Annotated in this window: 17 protein-coding genes and 1 pseudogene; 14 read left to right on the top strand and 4 right to left on the bottom strand. The window is 40.4% G+C overall.

The window, feature by feature from the left end; genetic code table 11:
• Positions 1-95: 95 nt before the first annotated feature.
• From C7E02_RS06475 to abc-f, 6 genes are all read left to right on the top strand, one after another.
• Positions 96-485: a conjugal transfer protein gene (locus tag C7E02_RS06475; RefSeq protein ID WP_105309105.1), complete on the top strand. Its 390-nt coding sequence runs from the start codon at positions 96-98 to the stop codon at positions 483-485.
• Positions 472-2,922 (top strand): ATP-binding protein, encoded by a 2,451-nt coding sequence (locus C7E02_RS06470; RefSeq protein ID WP_105309104.1) that lies wholly within the window; start codon positions 472-474, stop codon positions 2,920-2,922. Before C7E02_RS06475 ends, C7E02_RS06470 begins: the two co-directional genes overlap by 14 nt.
• A 5-nt stretch (positions 2,923-2,927) precedes the next feature.
• Complete coding sequence (locus tag C7E02_RS06465; RefSeq protein WP_105309103.1) at positions 2,928-5,078, top strand: CD3337/EF1877 family mobilome membrane protein; 2,151 nt, start codon at positions 2,928-2,930, stop codon at positions 5,076-5,078.
• Positions 5,075-6,076, top strand: a complete 1,002-nt coding sequence (locus tag C7E02_RS06460) for a bifunctional lytic transglycosylase/C40 family peptidase (RefSeq protein WP_016440024.1) — start codon at positions 5,075-5,077, stop codon at positions 6,074-6,076. The genes C7E02_RS06465 and C7E02_RS06460 overlap by 4 nt, the downstream gene beginning before the upstream one ends.
• Before the next feature lie 18 nt (positions 6,077-6,094).
• Positions 6,095-6,997, top strand: coding sequence for a conjugal transfer protein (locus C7E02_RS06455; RefSeq protein WP_270850521.1), 903 nt, complete (start codon positions 6,095-6,097; stop codon positions 6,995-6,997).
• A 380-nt stretch (positions 6,998-7,377) separates the two neighbouring features.
• Positions 7,378-8,922 (top strand): ribosomal protection-like ABC-F family protein, encoded by a 1,545-nt coding sequence (gene abc-f / locus C7E02_RS06450; RefSeq protein ID WP_105309102.1) that lies wholly within the window; start codon positions 7,378-7,380, stop codon positions 8,920-8,922.
• Between the two features lie 17 nt (positions 8,923-8,939).
• Here abc-f and C7E02_RS06445 read toward each other — a convergent pair whose 3' ends face one another.
• Complete coding sequence (locus C7E02_RS06445) at positions 8,940-9,293, bottom strand: helix-turn-helix domain-containing protein (RefSeq protein ID WP_105309101.1); 354 nt, start codon at positions 9,291-9,293, stop codon at positions 8,940-8,942.
• A gap of 571 nt (positions 9,294-9,864) precedes the next feature.
• Between C7E02_RS06445 and C7E02_RS06440 the strand changes: the two genes are divergently transcribed.
• The 4 genes from C7E02_RS06440 (at position 9,865) to C7E02_RS06430 (ending at position 12,700) form a co-directional block, all read left to right on the top strand.
• On the top strand, positions 9,865-10,284 hold the full coding sequence (locus C7E02_RS06440) for an RNA polymerase sigma factor (protein WP_016440028.1): 420 nt from the start codon (positions 9,865-9,867) through the stop codon (positions 10,282-10,284).
• 1 nt (position 10,285) lies between these two features.
• Positions 10,286-10,525 carry a helix-turn-helix domain-containing protein gene (locus C7E02_RS06435; RefSeq protein WP_006857574.1) on the top strand — a complete coding sequence of 80 codons (240 nt, stop codon included), beginning with the start codon at positions 10,286-10,288 and terminating at the stop codon, positions 10,523-10,525.
• 381 nt (positions 10,526-10,906) lie between these two features.
• Positions 10,907-11,050, top strand: coding sequence for a hypothetical protein (locus C7E02_RS19380; RefSeq protein WP_203226950.1), 144 nt, complete (start codon positions 10,907-10,909; stop codon positions 11,048-11,050).
• 81 nt (positions 11,051-11,131) lie between these two features.
• Entirely contained in the window at positions 11,132-12,700 is a 1,569-nt protein-coding gene (locus C7E02_RS06430) for a recombinase family protein (protein ID WP_105309100.1), read from the top strand.
• A gap of 83 nt (positions 12,701-12,783) precedes the next feature.
• Here the strand turns inward: C7E02_RS06430 and C7E02_RS06425 are convergent.
• The 3 genes and pseudogenes from C7E02_RS06425 to C7E02_RS06415 form a co-directional block, all read right to left on the bottom strand.
• Positions 12,784-13,191: pseudogene (locus tag C7E02_RS06425) on the bottom strand (manganese catalase family protein); the annotation flags it as partial.
• A gap of 3 nt (positions 13,192-13,194) precedes the next feature.
• Positions 13,195-13,464, bottom strand: coding sequence for a spore coat protein CotJB (locus C7E02_RS06420; protein WP_105309099.1), 270 nt, complete (start codon positions 13,462-13,464; stop codon positions 13,195-13,197).
• Positions 13,454-13,648: a spore coat associated protein CotJA gene (locus C7E02_RS06415; RefSeq protein ID WP_044911804.1), complete on the bottom strand. Its 195-nt coding sequence runs from the start codon at positions 13,646-13,648 to the stop codon at positions 13,454-13,456. The genes C7E02_RS06420 and C7E02_RS06415 overlap by 11 nt, the downstream gene beginning before the upstream one ends.
• 186 nt (positions 13,649-13,834) lie before the next feature.
• Here C7E02_RS06415 and C7E02_RS06410 point away from each other — a divergent pair, with 186 nt between their 5' ends.
• The 4 genes from C7E02_RS06410 to mraZ all read left to right on the top strand — a co-directional run bounded on the left by C7E02_RS06410 (position 13,835) and on the right by mraZ (position 16,989).
• A complete protein-coding gene (locus C7E02_RS06410; RefSeq protein ID WP_105309098.1) occupies positions 13,835-14,995 on the top strand; it encodes an FtsW/RodA/SpoVE family cell cycle protein in 1,161 nt (386 codons plus the stop codon).
• Positions 14,996-15,116: 121 nt separating this feature from the next.
• Entirely contained in the window at positions 15,117-15,956 is an 840-nt protein-coding gene (locus C7E02_RS06405) for a DegV family protein (protein WP_105309097.1), read from the top strand.
• Between the two features lie 114 nt (positions 15,957-16,070).
• Positions 16,071-16,325, top strand: coding sequence for a hypothetical protein (locus C7E02_RS06400; protein WP_005337796.1), 255 nt, complete (start codon positions 16,071-16,073; stop codon positions 16,323-16,325).
• A 223-nt stretch (positions 16,326-16,548) separates the two neighbouring features.
• Positions 16,549-16,989, top strand: a complete 441-nt coding sequence (gene mraZ, locus C7E02_RS06395; RefSeq protein ID WP_105309807.1) for a division/cell wall cluster transcriptional repressor MraZ — start codon at positions 16,549-16,551, stop codon at positions 16,987-16,989.
• The last annotated feature ends 7 nt before the right edge of the window (positions 16,990-16,996 follow it).

Raw genomic sequence — 16,996 nt, 5'->3', positions numbered from 1 at the left:
TTATCTGCCAGTGAAATGACACTGGTTATTTTTTTGCAGCAGCCTTGAAACATAGGCTGCTGTTTCCATTTTAGAACAGAAAGGAGCTGTGAAAATTGAAGAAAATCAAAAGCTATACAAGCATATGGAGCGTGGAAAAAGTCATTTATGCAATCAACGACTTTCAGCTCCCGTTCCCTGTCACGTTCAGTCAGATGGCTTGGTTCGTGGTGTCGCTGTTTGTGGTGATTCTCTTTGGGGAGCTACCGCCCTTTAACATGATTGACGGTGCATTTCTCAAATACTTTGGAATCCCTGTGGCGTTCACTTGGTTTGTATCGCAAAAGACCTTTGACGGAAAAAAGCCTTTTGGATTCCTAAAATCCTGTGTGAGCTTTTTCCTCCGACCAAAAGTGACCTATGCAGGAAAAGCTATCAAACTGAAAAATCAGAAATTCAATACAAGCGTGACCGCAGTTAGGAGTGTGATGTATGTTCCCGATTAAGTACATAGAAAACAATCTGGTGTTCAATCATGACGGTGAGTGCTTTGCCTACTATGAGCTGACACCTTACAATTATTCGTTCCTGTCACCAGAAGAAAAATACATGGTGCATGACAACTTCCGTCAGCTTATCGCCCAGAACCGTGACGGAAAAATCCATGCCCTACAGATTGCCACAGAGGACAGCCTGCGTGCAGTACAGGAGCGTTCCAAAAAGGGAATCACAGGCAGATTAAAAGAGATTGCCTGTAAAAAGGTAGATGAACAGACAGAAGCGTTGGTTGAGATGATTGGTGAAAATCAGATTGACTACCGCTTTTTTCTTGGCTTCAAGCTGCTGGTAAATGAGGAAGAAATCAGCTTCAAGGGTATGCGAAAATCAGCAGCTATGACCTTTGCGGATTTTATCTATGAAGTCAATCACAAGCTGATGGGTGACTTCGTTTCCATGAGTAATGATGAAATCAACCGTTTCCTAAAGATGGAAAAATTCTTGGAAAGCAAAATCTCACGCCGCTTTCAGTTCCGCAGACTAGATAAGAACGACTTCGGCTACCTCTTGGAACATATCTACGGGAATACCGGCGTTGCCTACAGTGATTACAGTTATGACCTCCCGATAAGAAAGTCAAAGCGTGAAACATTGGTGAAGCGATATGACCTTATCCGTCCGACACGCTGCATGATTGAAGAAAACCAGCGATACCTAAAGATTGAGCGTGAAGATCAGACAACTTTTGTTGCCTACTTCACGATTAACAATATCGTGGGTGAGCTGGATTTTCCGTCAAGCGAGATATTTTATTATCAGCAACAGCAATTCACGTTCCCCGTTTCCACTTCTATGAATGTGGAAATCGTCACCAACAAAAAGGCTCTGACGACTGTTAGGAACAAAAAGAAAGAGCTGAAAGACTTGGATAATCATGCTTGGGAATCCAACAACGAAACAGGAAATACCGTCATTGAAGCTCTGGATTCAGTCAATGAGCTGGAAACGAACTTAGACCAGTCCAAAGAATCCATGTATAAGCTGTCCTACGTTATCCGTGTGGCGGCTAATACTCTGGAAGAACTGAAACGCCGCTGTGATGAAGTCAAGGACTTCTACGACGATTTGAATGTGAAGCTGGTACGCCCATTCGGTGATATGTTGGGGTTGCATGGTGAGTTTATCCCGTCCAGCAAAAGATATATCAATGATTATATCCAATACGTCACTTCTGACTTTCTGGCTGGACTTGGATTCGGTGCGACACAGCAGCTTGGGGAAACGGACGGTATCTATATCGGCTATAACCTTGATACAGGAAAAAATGTATATCTGAAACCCAGCCTTGCGGCACAGGGCGTTAAGGGTTCCGTCACCAATGCGTTAGCTGCCGCTTTTCTTGGTTCTCTTGGCGGTGGCAAGTCATTTTGTAACAACCTTATCATCTATTATGCGGTGCTGTTTGGAGGAAAAGCGGTCATTGTAGACCCAAAATCAGAGCGTGGCAACTGGCAGGAAACACTACCCGATATTGCACATGAAATCAAAATCGTCAACCTTACCAGCGAGAATAAGAACAAAGGACTTCTTGACCCTTATGTGATTATGAAGCGTACAAAAGACGCTGAAAGCCTTGCGATTGATATTTTAACATTCCTTACAGGTATTTCTTCCCGTGACGGTGAGAAGTTCCCTGTATTAAGGCGTGCAATCCGTTCTGTTACCCAGAGCAAAAAACGAGGACTGCTCCGTGTCATTGATAAATTAAGGAAAGACGGTTCTCCTGTGGCAGAGAATATCGCAGACCATATTGAGAGCATGACGGACTATGATTTTGCACACCTGTTATTCTCGGACGGTGATGTGGAACAATCCATCAGTTTAGACCGACAGCTTAACATCATACAGGTGGCTGACCTTGTATTGCCAGACAAGGACACAAAATTTGAAGAATATACCACAATGGAGCTGCTTTCCGTGGCAATGCTTATCGTTATCAGTACCTTTGCCTTAGATTTTATCCATTCGGATAGGAGCATTTTCAAGATGGTGGATTTGGACGAAGCGTGGACGTTCTTGCAGGTAGCACAGGGAAAAGCACTCTCTAACAAGCTGATTCGTGCTGGTCGTTCCATGAATGCCGCTGTGTACTTTGTGACACAAAACTCTGGTGATGTGGACGACGAAAAGATGAAGAACAATATCGGCTTGAAGTTTGCCTTTCGTAGCACAGATATAAAAGAAATCAAAAATACCCTTGAATTTTTCGGTGTGGATAAGGAGGACGAGGGCAACCAGAAGCGATTAAGGGATTTGGAAAACGGGCAATGCCTGTTTCAAGATTTATACGGGCGTGTGGGCGTTATCCAGATTCACCCTGTATTCGCTGACCTGTTCCATGCCTTTGATACCAGACCGCCAGTGCAGACGGAAGAAATGAGGTGAAGCCTATGGACAAGAGAAAAATAGTCCGTTATCTGCTTATCACGCTTTCGGTGATTCTCGGTGTGCTGGTATTTTTATCTATCACGGGTACGGTAGCTCATGCGGCTGGCCTGGTAGACAATACGGTGAGTGACGCTAACACCTATTCCAAATATCCGCTGGAAAACTACCAGCTTGATTTCTATGTGGATTCAAGTTGGGATTGGCTGCCGTGGAACTGGCTTGACGGTATCGGCAAAAGTATTCAGTACGGACTATATGCCATCACAAACTTTGTCTGGACGGTGAGCCTTTATATCTCCAATGCGACAGGCTATGTAGTACAGGAAGCCTATAAGCTGGACTTTATCTCTGATACTGCAAGCTCTATCGGAAAGAACATTCAGACATTAGCTGGTGTGACTTCCAATGGCTTTTCCAGTGAGGGATTTTATGTAGGATTCCTGCTTATCCTCATTCTGGTAATGGGAATCTATGTGGCATACACAGGACTGTTAAAAAGAGAAACCACAAAAGCCATTCATGCGGTTATCAACTTTCTTGTGGTATTTATCCTGTCAGCGTCCTTTATTGCCTATGCCCCAAACTATATCAGCAAAATCAATGACTTTTCCGCAGATATAAGCAGCTCGGCATTATCGCTCGGTACAAAAATCGTGCTGCCCGATTCCAACAGCAAAGGAAAAGACAGCGTAGATTTAATAAGAGACAGCCTGTTTTCCATACAGGTGAAACAACCGTGGCTGCTTTTACAGTACGGGGAATCGGATATAGAAACGCTCGGTTCTGACCGTGTGGAAAGCCTGTTATCGGAAAGTCCAGACACGGACGACAGAGAGGACGTTGTGATTGAGGAAATCGAGGATAAGGACAATGATTATTTGAGCGTCACAAAGACCATGACACGTTTAGGTATGGTGGTGTTTCTGTTCATCTTTAATATCGGTATCTCGGTTTTTGTATTTCTGCTTACGGGCATGATGATTTTCTCACAGGTGCTATTTATCATTTACGCTATGTTCCTGCCAATCAGTTTTATCCTGTCTATGATTCCGACCTATGAGGATATGGCAAAAAAGGCACTTACGAAGCTGTTCAATACCATTATGATGAGGGCAGGAATCACACTGATTATTACGACAGCATTTAGTATCTCGACCATGTTTTACTCTATTTCTTCTGGCTATCCGTTCTTTATGATTGCCTTTTTACAGATAGTCACCTTTGCAGGAATCTACTTTAAACTGGGTGATTTGATGGCAATGTTCAGTCTGCAATCTTCTGATACACAGCAGGTCAGCAGACGAATCATGCGACGACCTTATATGTTCCTTAACCGCAGAGCAAGACGCTTGGAGCGTAAAATCGGAAGAACGGTTGCGGCTAGTGCTGTTGGCGGTGTTGCTGGTGCGGCGGCTGCTTCTGCTTCTACGAAAAAAGCAGATAATAAAAAATCAGCAGGCAGCGGTCATACCAGACCAAACAATATGCCATCTTCCAATAGTGGAGGTAACGGAAAGCCGCCTGCTCTGCCAACGAATCAGAAGCCGCTTGCATTACCCGATAAGCAGAACAGTGATTCTTCGCAATCAACAGTACATAGCAGCTCTGTAAGCCAGTCGCAGGAAACGAAGTCCGCTTCTAAGCGTGGTATCGTGGATAAAAAGGCGGTATCGAAACAACCGCAATCAGAAAAACAGGATAAGCAACGTCCGATAGTGGATAAGACACAGAAGAAACAGGAAACACGGGATAAGGAGCGACAGGACAATAGATCAGCGACAAAAGCTGGTACAGCGAAAGGAACTGCCCCATTGCATGAGCGACCAGTGACAACGCCTGTATCTGCGAAAGCAGCTCCACAGGCGGCAGGTTCTAAAGAAGAACAGAATATCAAAGAACGTCCTACTACTGTTAAGAGGGAGCAATCACAATCTGCCAGAGCAAAAGAGCCTGTCACAAAGCAACAGGAAGTAAGGACGCAGGTTGCCAGAGAATCTTCTTCTCCAGCAGCTACACCAAAACATTCGGGAACTGTGACAGATATGCCCCGTCAGACAATCAAACATCAAAAGCAGACAAAGACCGTACAGAAAAAGACCACAAACCCGTCAACCATGAAGAAAACGACCAGCAGGAAAGGCGGTAAGAAATGAAGCTAAGACACTTCGCTGTGTTCGGTGGGATTTTTACGGTGATTATCTGTCTGCTTTTGTTCCTGTTTATCGTGACCGCAGATGATGAAGAAAACAGCACTTCCTACTTTGATTTTTCTGGACTGAATCTGTCAGAGGAAGTGCTGAAACATCAACCGACGGTAGAAAAATATGCGAAAGAATACGGAATCTCGGACTATGTGAACTATCTGCTTGCCATCATGCAGGTGGAATCTGGCGGTACAGCTACGGATGTCATGCAGTCGTCAGAATCAATGGGGTTGCCGCCTAATTCCCTCTCGACGGAGGAATCCATCAAACAGGGGTGTAAATACTTCTCGGAGCTTTTAAAATCCGCAGAAGCAAAAGGCTGTGACATTGACACAGTGGTACAAGCCTATAACTATGGCGGTGGCTTCATTGACTATGTGGCGAAGCATGGAAAAAAGTACACTTTTGAACTGGCTGTCAGTTTCGCTAAAGACAAATCGGGCGGTGTCAAAGTCACCTATAAGAATGAGATTTCCATTAAGGAAAATGGCGGCTGGCGTTATAAGTACGGAAATATGTTCTATGTCCGTCTGGTGAACCAGTATTTAGCTGTTCCCAGTTTCAGTGACGCTACCGCACAGGCAATCTTCAAAGAAGCATTGAAGTATCAAGGCTGGAAGTATGTCTTTGGCGGCAGCAATCCAAACACCAGCTTTGACTGTTCTGGTCTTACGTCTTGGTGCTATGGGAAAGCTGGTATCAGTCTACCTCGTACCGCACAGGCACAGTATGACGCTACACAGCACATACCGCTGTCACAGGCGAAAGCTGGTGACTTGGTATTCTTTCACTCCACTTATAATTCTGGAACGTATGTCACCCATGTGGGAATCTATGCAGGAAACAACAGAATGTATCACGCTGGCGACCCTATTGGATATGCAGATTTAACAAGCCCGTACTGGCAGAAACACTTGATTGGTGCTGGTCGGGTAAAATCAAAATAGAAAGGAAATGGTACTATGATATTTAAGAAAAAGGACAAGGAATCAAAACCGAAAAAAGAGAAAAAAGTGCCTGTGATGAAAGTCGGCACACACAAGAAAACTGTGATTGCCTTATGGCTGGTGCTGATTACAAGCGTCAGCTTTGGGGTGTATAAGAATTTCACCGCCATTGATATGCACACGGTACATGAAAAGGAAGTCATTGAACAAAGAATTGTTGACACTAACAGGATAGAGAACTTTGTAAAAGCCTTTGCGAAGTCCTACTATTCTTGGAGTAATACGCAGGAATCCATTGATAAAAGAACCGCAGCCATCAACAATTATCTGACTAAGAGCTTGCAGGATTTGAATGTCGATACGGTAAGGCAGGATATACCTACAAGCTCTACGGTAACAGATGTAAAGATTTGGGATATAGAACAGGCTGGAACAGACGACTTTACCGTTGTCTACTCCGTAGATCAGACGGTAACGGAGGGTGAAACGTCAATCGGTTACACCTCCGCTTATATGGTAGTGGTTCATGTAGATAGCAATGGAAACATGGTTATCACACAGAATCCGACCATTAGCAGCACACCGACAAAATCCAGCTATGAACCAAAGACAAAGGAATCTGACGGAACGGTGGATGCTGCCACAACGGAGGAAGTGACAGAGTTCTTGGAAACATTCTTTAAGCTGTACCCTACCGCTACGGAAAAGGAGCTTGCCTATTATGTATCTGGCAATGTGCTTGAACCTGTAAACTGTGGTTATCTGTTTTCAGAGTTGGTAAATCCTATCTTCATCAAAGATGGGGAACAGGTCAAAGTTTCGGTATCGGTGAAGTATCTCGACCAGAGAACAAAAGCAACACAGATTTCACAGTTTGACTTAACGCTGGAAAAAGATAGTAACTGGAAGATTGTAGGATAAAAAGATAATCTGATAGATTGACACATTAAAATGAATGTGTTAAAATTTCTTTGTTTTATAAAGGAGAAAAATTATGAATTACTATATAACAAATCAACCCAAAAAGAAACTTATCTCTGTACAATTAAATCCGATGAAACATTGTACAGAGTATAGCATATAAAAAATGCGTAAGATTTCATCGGGAATGTGGCAATAGAGTGATATACTTTTATTGTCTCTTTTCCGTATGTTATAAAACGTAAAAAAATTAAGGCTATAGGCAATGTTTTGTCTATAGTCTTTTGTTATACATTCATAATTTTAACAGGAGGCTATTGCACTTTGTGTATTTTGCCTCCTATTTTTTATGCTCAAAAACAGAGAAAGGAACATGAAACATGAGTTTATTAGAGATTACAAATTTATCACATTCGTTTAGTGAAAATGTTTTATATAAAAATGCAGATTTTTCATTAAACAAAGGAGAACATATTGGAATTGTCGGGCAGAATGGAACGGGAAAAAGTACGCTGATTAAACTTTGTACGGGGCAACTTCTCCCCGATGAAGGGCGTATTATATGGCAGCCTAAAACAAGTATCGGCTATTTAGACCAATACGCTGAAATTGATATGCAGCTTGATATGAAAAGATTTTTGAAAACTGCTTTTTCACATCTATATGAATTGGAAGAAAAAATGAACTGTTTATATGAGAATATACATGATGGTGATTTTCAAAACTTAGACATAGCAGCAAAGTATCAAGAAGAATTAGAACGACAGGATTTTTATTTGATTGATACGAAAATAGAGCAGGTCGCAACTGGTTTGGGATTATCAGCAATCGGTTTAGATAGACCTATTGCACAAATGAGTGGCGGTCAACGTGCAAAGGTAATATTAGCAAAACTATTGCTTGAAAAGCCAGACGTATTATTGCTTGATGAACCAACCAATTTTTTGGATAAAGAACATATTGATTGGCTGTCGGAATATCTCTGCGGTTTAAGTAATGCCTTTATGGTTGTTTCGCATGATTATAGTTTTTTAGAAAAAATTTCAAATCGAATTTGTGATATAGATAACTACAAAATCGGAAAATATCATGGCACTTATTCGGAATTTTTGAAAAAGAAAACTGCTCTGCGAGAGAATTATATACGTCAATATTCCGCACAGCAAAAGGAAATCAAGAAAACGGAAGAATTTATCCGTAAAAATATAGCAGGAAGAAAATCAAAAATGGCAAGGGGCAGACAAAAGCAACTAGACAGAATGGATAAGATGGAGGCTATTGAACAAAAAGAAGTTGTGCCATTTTTTCATTTTCGTGAAATGCCTTTGACAAATACAGAACATTTAAGCGTTAAGCATTTATCTGTTGGTTATCATTATCCTGTTTTATCTGACATTGATTTTGCTATTAATGGTGGACAGAAAGTTGTAATAACTGGTTTTAACGGTATTGGAAAATCGACATTATTAAAGACATTGGTCGGAAAATTAGATGTTCTAAATGGTTCATTTTCTTTTTCCGAGCAAGTGAAGTTACGATATTTTGAACAGGATTTATATTGGGAAAATGAAAAGGAAACTCCAATACAGATAGTGTCTGATTGTTATCCGTCCCTTACGATAAAGGAAGTAAGAAAAAACCTGGCATGTTGCGGAATCATAGGAGAACACGCAATGCAGAGTATTGGCACATTAAGCGGTGGAGAACAAGCAAAAGTAAAAATATGCCTATTAACTCTTACTCCTTGTAATTTTATTATCATGGACGAGCCAACAAACCATTTGGACATTCAAGCAAAACAAGCTTTAAGAATTGCATTAAAGGAATTTAAAGGCACAGTTTTGCTTGTTTCTCACGAACCTGCTTTTTATAAAGAGATAGCACAAAAAATAATTAACATTGAAAATATCATTAAGAAAAAATAACTCTGATAAATGTAAAATTATTCTTTTATTTTTTTAAACTTGATAATTCCGTCAGCGACACTTTCCATGATAATTAAATCCTTATCGGAAAGGTTGTCAAGTTGTTTTTCCAACTGTCGTCTTCTGGTGCTTTTATCCAGATCAGACGCAGGCAGGAAAAATTCATCAACGGAAATATTAAGTAATGATACAAGGTCATAGAACACCTGTAAACTTGGGTGCTGCCCTTTGTTTTCAATATTTGTCAAATAGCGTGGGTCAATTTCAATCATAGCTCCCACCTGTTCACGAGTAAGACCTCGTTTTTTACGAGCTTCTTTGATGGCAAGACCAAAGGCTCTGAAATCATACTTATCTTCTTTTTTACGCATATTTAATCACCTCACTACATTTTACTGTTCCTGTTGATTTTCTAACAGGTATAGAAAAACGTATAGTAAGGTTTATCAGTTCCTATTATGCGTAAATCAATTAAAAAGTGCTGCATAGCGGCAAATAAAAAAAACCGCTATCAACAGTACCGTTTTTGCGTGTCACAAAATACCTTTTTCCAGATGGCGGTTGAAAAGCCGCCTTTTTCTTTTCCCATCAATAGAAAAACAACATAATGGTTTTGGGTTAGCGGCTTTGGGAGGTAGCCGCATTGAAAGACCTGTATAATCGACAATCTTCAATATATCCGTTATTGTCAAAAAAATCCTAGCTTTCACAGCGGCACAATATACCCTTGAATATGGTTTTTCACGTTACATAACAGGAACAATTTTAAAAGCACAAGAACAGCATTTCTTATATGCCCTTGTGCTTTTTTGCTACTTTAAAAAATTTTTTGATTTTTTTCTGATTCGGGTTACAAATCGCCCCTCCGTGTTGAGTGTTAGTGCGGAAAGAGGTAAAAAGCCTTTTCGCTTTAGCAACTTCAACTTGAAAGGAGGTGAGATTATGAAACCTTCTTCATTTGAGAACGCTATAAGACTTCAATTTGACTGTCTGGCTCGTAAGGTGATTGGCAGAACTGTAAAGAACTACAACAAAGAACTTGCCAGACGTGCAAAGCATGAAATATCTTTCTGTGAAATACCAGAGCTGGAATTAAACCAGTTGGGTGTATCGGACGAATACCCGATTGAATTTACTTCCTTTGATGTGTTTGGTACAGAAGTTCGTGTCTATGATGAGAAATTATGTGAAGCAATCAAAAAATTAAGCGAAAGACGACGCAATGTTGTGTTGATGTTCTATTTTCTGGAATTACCAGACGCAGAAATCGCAGAGATTTTGGATATTTCCAGAAACTCTGTTTATAGAAACAGAATGTGTTCACTAAAGCTCATTAGAGATATGTATGAGGAGGAATTATAACATGATGAAGTCTACAAAAAAGTGTCCTCTATTCTCCACAATCAGTTTAGCTGCTGATGGCGACGAAGTGGCAATAGAGAAAATATTAAATCACTACGACGCTTACATATCAAAAGCAAGTTTACGCCCGTTCTATGATGAACACGGAAATATGTATATTGTGGTCGACATGGAACTGAAAGGCAGAATCAGAGCTGCTCTTATTAAAGCAATTCTAGGTTTTGAAGTCAGAGTGAAATAAGCGAATATATACGGAGTGTTCTATCACCTCATTCCAGCTCCGTTTTACAAGTGTTCTTTGAAAAATGAATAAAGTAATCAGATACGTTTGATATACGGTGAGCCGACGGACTGGAACGCCATGACCCACGAAAGGAGGGATAAAGAAGCGAGCGACCATGCCAGTGATCCGTAAGCGACTGTTGGAAAAGTTGCTGCCATGACCTGTATATCAGAATAATGATACACCCGTATGACACGGTTCACCCATCAGAATGGGAATGGTGAAATTCCAGTGGAGCTTTCCAAAGCCATCTGATTACTTCTTATTTATAGACAAATTCTTTCATAATGTACAAGCATTTTTGCATACTTTGTAAATATATTGTAGTGAGGTGGTTCAATGGCAAATGACGCAAAGGTAGTTTGCAAGAATGTTTTTAAAAATTGTGATAGAGCGGCGTTTACAAAAACATTTACTCTAAAATGGATAGAGTTGATAAATCAATATGAAAAAAATAAAGGAAAGGCAACTCCTGCCAGATGATAGACAAACTATCCTACAAGATGTTATAATAACATTATGTAGAGATAGTTTGTTTCGTCTTCTCTAAAAGGAGAACGAAGCATGATAGAATCAAAATCAAGAGTTGCTATTTATTGCCGCTTATCAGAGGAAGATAGAAACAAACAATCAGAAACAGACGACAGTAACAGTATTCAGAATCAAAAGTCAATGTTACTTCAATACTCATTAGAGCATGGTTGGGAAGTCTACAACATATACAGTGATGATGATTACACTGGTTCTGACAGACGACGACCAGAATTTAACAGGTTGTTGGAGGACGCAAAGAATCGTAAATTTGATATTGTCCTTTGTAAGACACAATCCAGATTTACCAGAGAACTAGAATTAGTGGAAAAATATATCCACGGTCTTTTCCCTATTTGGGGTATTCGTTTCATCAGCATTGTTGATAATGCAGATACCGCTAATAAAGGAAATAAGAAATCAAGACAGATAAATGGTCTGGTGAATGAGTGGTACTTAGAGGATATGTCAGAGAACATTAAAAGCGTTCTCACTGACAGAAGAAAGAACGGACACCATATCGGTGCTTTTGCCCTGTATGGTTACAAAAAAGACCCTGACGTAAAAGGGCATTTGATTATTGATGAAGAAGCTGCGGAAGTTGTCAGAGAAGTTTTTACACTGTTTTCACAGGGATATGGAAAGACCGCCATTGCCCGTATGCTGAATGACAGAGGAATACCAAACCCTACGGAATACAAACGACTTCATGGTTTGCGTTACAAGCAGCCTAAAACGAAAAACAGTACCCTATGGAAATATTTTGCCATATCAGATATGTTGGTGAATGAAATCTATATCGGGAATATGGTTCAAGGGAAATATGGCAGCGTTTCTTATAAGACAAAGCAAAACAAACCCAGACCAAAAGACGAGTGGTACAGAGTTGAGGGTACACATGAGCCGATTATTGACCGTGAGTTATGGGATAGGGTTCAAACATTGGTAGCTCAAAAGGCAAAACCTTTCACAGTTGGCACAATCGGCTTATTTGCCAGAAAAGCTCGCTGTATGAATTGTGGTTATACAATGCGTTCATCAAAGAATCGTGGTAAGCATTATTTACAATGTTCTAACCGCCATGTAGCAAAGGACGCTTGTATAGGTTCTTTCATTTCAGTAGACAAATTGGAAAAAGCTGTGATTGATGAACTTAATAAGTTATCCGCAGAATATCTGGATAAAGATGAGCTTGAACAAAATGTGCAATTCAATAATGACTTGCGAGGTCAAAAAGAAGCTTTGGAAACGGAGATTGCTGCTTATCAAAAAAAGATTGCGGAATACACAAAAGGAATCCGTGAACTATATTTAGATAAGGTAAAGGGTATTCTTTCCGAACTTGATTACTTGGATTTATCTAAAGACTTCTCAACACAAAAAGAAAGGCTCGAAAAACTGGTAATTGATACGCAGAAACAGCTTGATGTTATTGAAAGAAAAATGCAAGTTGGCGATAACAGACGTCAGTTAATCGAGCAATATACAAATCTTGAACACTTAGACAGGGAAATCGTTGAAAAGCTGATTGATTATGTATTGGTTGGCAAGAAAGACCCTGTAACTAAGGAAGTACCTATTGAAATACATTGGAATTTCTAAGGTTCTCATATCTGGCAGCTAGTATGCCAGATTATCGGGAACTATCTTTTAAAACCTCAATGTTGTCTTTACACAATCGTACCATCAGCTGCCATATCTTCGTGCAAATCAGTTATTGGATCTCCTTTAGATTGAAAATAGGTAGCGGTCCAAGGAGCTCCGCTGGCAGCTTGAGGCCAAAGAGCTAATGTGTGATCAACATAATACTTATCAAATCCCGATTCTTTTAACTGTTCTGGAGTTAAATCTCTGGTTAATTGATACACTATAGCACACACGATTTCCATATGGGCCAGTTCTTCCGTTCCAATATCAGTTAATGTGCCTGTTACTTCCTTATACGGCATCGTATATCTTTGAGACAAATATCTCATAGATGCAGCCAACTCTCCATCTGGACCACCGAATTGTGATATTATAACTTGTGCGATCTTTGGGTTTGTTTTTGTGATTTTCACCGGATACTGTAATCTTTTTTCATAATTCCACATAGACTAGCACCCTCCTTCCTGCCACGGCCACGGTGTATCAATCCATTTCCACTTATCAGCAGGAGTACACATGGTATCCAGTGTCAATGGACCATAATACTTTGCATATTCCTGAAGTGCCTGCATTCTTTGATTTTTAAATTCCTCGTAAAATTCTAAGGCTTCTGTGGTACATGGGTGAGTGTCCAGAAACAATTTTGTATCATCGCATACAAAACTCACAGTGTTGATCCAGTCCAGAAGCTCTGCTTTGCAAGGTCTGTTATCTGCCATTTTGACAACCTCCTATTCCACGGAAAGGTTTATCCAGATCCTGAAAAATAGTTCCTCTTCGTAATCCTTTTTCAGCCTCATAAATATTTCGCCATTTCGTCCATGGTACATAGGCCATAGTCACAGGCATTTGATCTAATGCTATACCTGCACATAATTCTCGACTGGAATCTGGCTGTCTCATACAGCCTCTGGAATTTCCTGGTGAGCGATAACGGTAATTTTGCATTTTCCATATTCCTTTCATAACTGATTGCACTATCATATTATGTTTCAATCTGAAAAACTGTGAATTTACTGTACTCATGAATTATCTGTTGTTTTTGAAAGCGTGTCCCGTTATAATAGAAACGATTGGAGAGTATAAAAAATGGCAGAAAGAAAAAAGAAAAAAAGAAATACAAGGAATGTTAAGAGTGCAGACCAGTATTTTGACTACAGTATGTTAGCTGTTCTGATTTTTATGATTTGTTTTGGATTGGTAATGCTATTTAGTACCAGTTCTTATAGTGCCCTGATAAAACAAGGGGACAGTATGTTCTATTTAAAGCGCCAGTTGATTTTCTGTGTGGTTGGTTTTTGGGGAATGATAATCGTATCAACAATAGATTATCATTACTATATTAAATTGGCGAAACCGTTGTATTGGTTTTCAATTTTTCTGATGGCGTTAGTTAAGACGCCGCTCGGAAAGACGGTCAATGGAGCGAGAAGGTGGTTGAGACTTCCGAGAAATCAGCAGTTCCAGCCGGCAGAGGTTGCAAAAATCGCAGTAATTTTGTTTATACCGGTAGTGATTATTGAACTTGGTAAAGAGGCAAAGACTCTGAATGGTATTTTGAAGACACTGGCTTGGGGTGGATTCAATGCTGCGTGCGTATATATTCTTACAGATAACCTAAGTACAGGTATGATTGTACTTGGAATTACATGTATTCTTATTTTTGTTATGCACCCAAAGACGAAACCGTTTCTGATGCTTGTTGGAGCCGGTGTGGTAGTGGCCTCAGTGGGAGTGTTTGTTTTGTCGAAGACTCTGGAGACAAGTACAAGCTTCCGACTTCGCCGTGTCATTGCATGGCTGCACCCGGAAAAATATGCTTCAGACGGAAGTTATCAGACTTTGCAGGGACTGTACGCAATCGGTTCTGGCGGATTCTTTGGAAAAGGGTTAGGAAACAGTGCTCAGAAAATGATCATTCCAGAGGTGCAAAATGACATGATTTTGTCAGCAATCTGTGAGGAACTGGGAGTGTTTGGTGTTATTATGATCCTTGTGATTTTTGGATTGCTTTTATACAGACTGTTGTTTATTGCCCAGAATGCGCCAGATGTGTATGGTTATATGATTGTAACTGGAATTTTTGCTCATATTGCACTTCAGGTCATATTAAATGTAGCGGTTGTGACTAATGTTATTCCCAATACGGGAATTACATTACCGCTTATCAGTTATGGAGGTACGTCGGTTCTCTTCCTGATGGCAGAAATGGGAATAGCTCTTGGAGTATCAAGAAAAATTAAAATATAAATATTTCTTTTCTTTCTATAATAAATGTGCTATATTACTAATGTAGTAATAGAAACTACATATAATAGAAATGAACACGTGTCTTTGAGATATAGATAAGATACTAAGTCGGGAGGCAAGTATGAGTTATAAAGTGATTGTGGATAGTTGTGGAGAATTAACACCGGAGATGAAAGCTTCCGGTATTTTTGAGATAGCGTCATTGACAATAGAAGTAGGGGGACACCAGATTGTAGATGATGAGACATTTGACCAGAAGCAGTTCTTGCAATACGTGGCAGAAGCAGCAGAATGTCCCAAGTCTTCTTGTCCATCACCGGAAAAATATATGGAAAAGTATGACTGTGATGTGGATCGGGTGTACGCAGTGACATTGTCAGCAGAACTGAGTGGTTCTTATAACAGCGCAGTTCTTGGCATGAATTTGTATCATGAGGAGCACGGCGAGAAGAATATCCATGTTTTTAATTCGTGTTCTGCATCGATTGGAGAGACGTTGATTGCGTTGAAGATCCGTGAATGCGAGGAGCAGGGTATGACATATGAACAGGTCATAGAGACGGTGGAAGCATACATCGAATCCCAGCATACATATTTTGTGCTGGAGACACTGGACACATTGAGAAAGAACGGAAGATTGACAGGAATTAAGGCGTTTGTTGCGACGGCTCTGAATATTAAGCCGGTCATGGGCTCAACTCCGGAAGGAAACATTTATCAGATCGGACAGGGGCGTGGCATGAAAAAAGCCCTTGGTAAGATGGCAGAAAGTGTGCTGGCTGAGATGTCAGATCCACAGAATAAGATACTTGCAATTTCCCATTGTAACTGTCCGGAACGCGCAGAAGCATTTAAAGAGCTGTTGGTGAAATATGCAACATTTAAAGATGTGATTGTTGTGGATACGGCAGGAATCAGTAGTATGTATGCTAACGACGGCGGTATCATTGTAGTTGTGTAGGATTCGCAGGACTCAGGCTTTACAACTCAGGCTTTGATAGCAAAATCTGGTTGTACAAATGCGTGGGATGTGCTACAATATGAAAAGCGAACATAGACAAGGAGCATTTGAATTATGAGCCAGGCAAAAGTGGACAGATATAAAGAAGAAAAAGCAAACAGAAAGAAAGTCATGCGCAAGGAGAAGGTTGCCAACAGACTTCGCAAGTGTGCGGTGGCAGTTGTAGCAGCAGCGCTTGTTGTGTGGATTGGATATTCTGCTTACAATATGTATGAGTCCAGCAGACCGGTGAAAGAAGCGGAAGTGAATTATCAGTCTGTAGATACATTTAATCAGGAGATTGCCACTGCAGCAACAACAGCTGAGTAACAGATAGAGGGTATACAGATAAGAAGTGAAATTGCATATTAGAAGATAAATCAGAGAACTGAAGAAATTCAGTTCTCTTTTTTTTACGCAAAACAGGAAAAAGTGCTTGAAATAGGTGGAAAAGTGTTTTACAATGGTTTCAAGTGGTAGAAAGTGGTGATGAGTGGTACAAAGTGGTGGAGATGTGGAGAAAATATCCGCCATGGGAGAGAAGGTGAGTTTCATGTTGAAAGGAGAGTACAGTCATAATATTGACGCAAAGGGAAGATTGATCATTCCTGCAAAGTTTCGTGACGATTTAGGGGAGAATTTCGTCATAACAAAAGGAATGGAAAATTGCCTTTATGTATATCCGGAAGATGAATGGAACGACTTCGAAAAGAAACTCAATGCATTACCAACCACTACAGATAAGAAAGCCCGCGCTTTTGCCTATTTCTTTCAGGGAAGCGCAGCAGACGGCGAACTTGATAAACAAGGTCGTACTCTGATTCCTTCTGTGCTCAGAACCTATGCAAAACTTGATAAGGAAGTTGTGTTTGTCGGTATGGGGAAGCGTGCCGAGATATGGGACAAGGTCAGATGGGATGAAAAGAATGCTGAAGTGGAGCTTAACATTGAAGAGATTGCATCGGATATGGAAGCAAGCGGGTTCAGTATCTAGAGGGAGA

Origin of the sequence: Dorea sp. Marseille-P4042, assembly GCF_900290215.1 — a bacterium.
Classification (GTDB): domain Bacteria; phylum Bacillota; class Clostridia; order Lachnospirales; family Lachnospiraceae; genus Dorea; species Dorea formicigenerans.
This window is presented reverse-complemented; position numbering and strand designations above follow the sequence as displayed.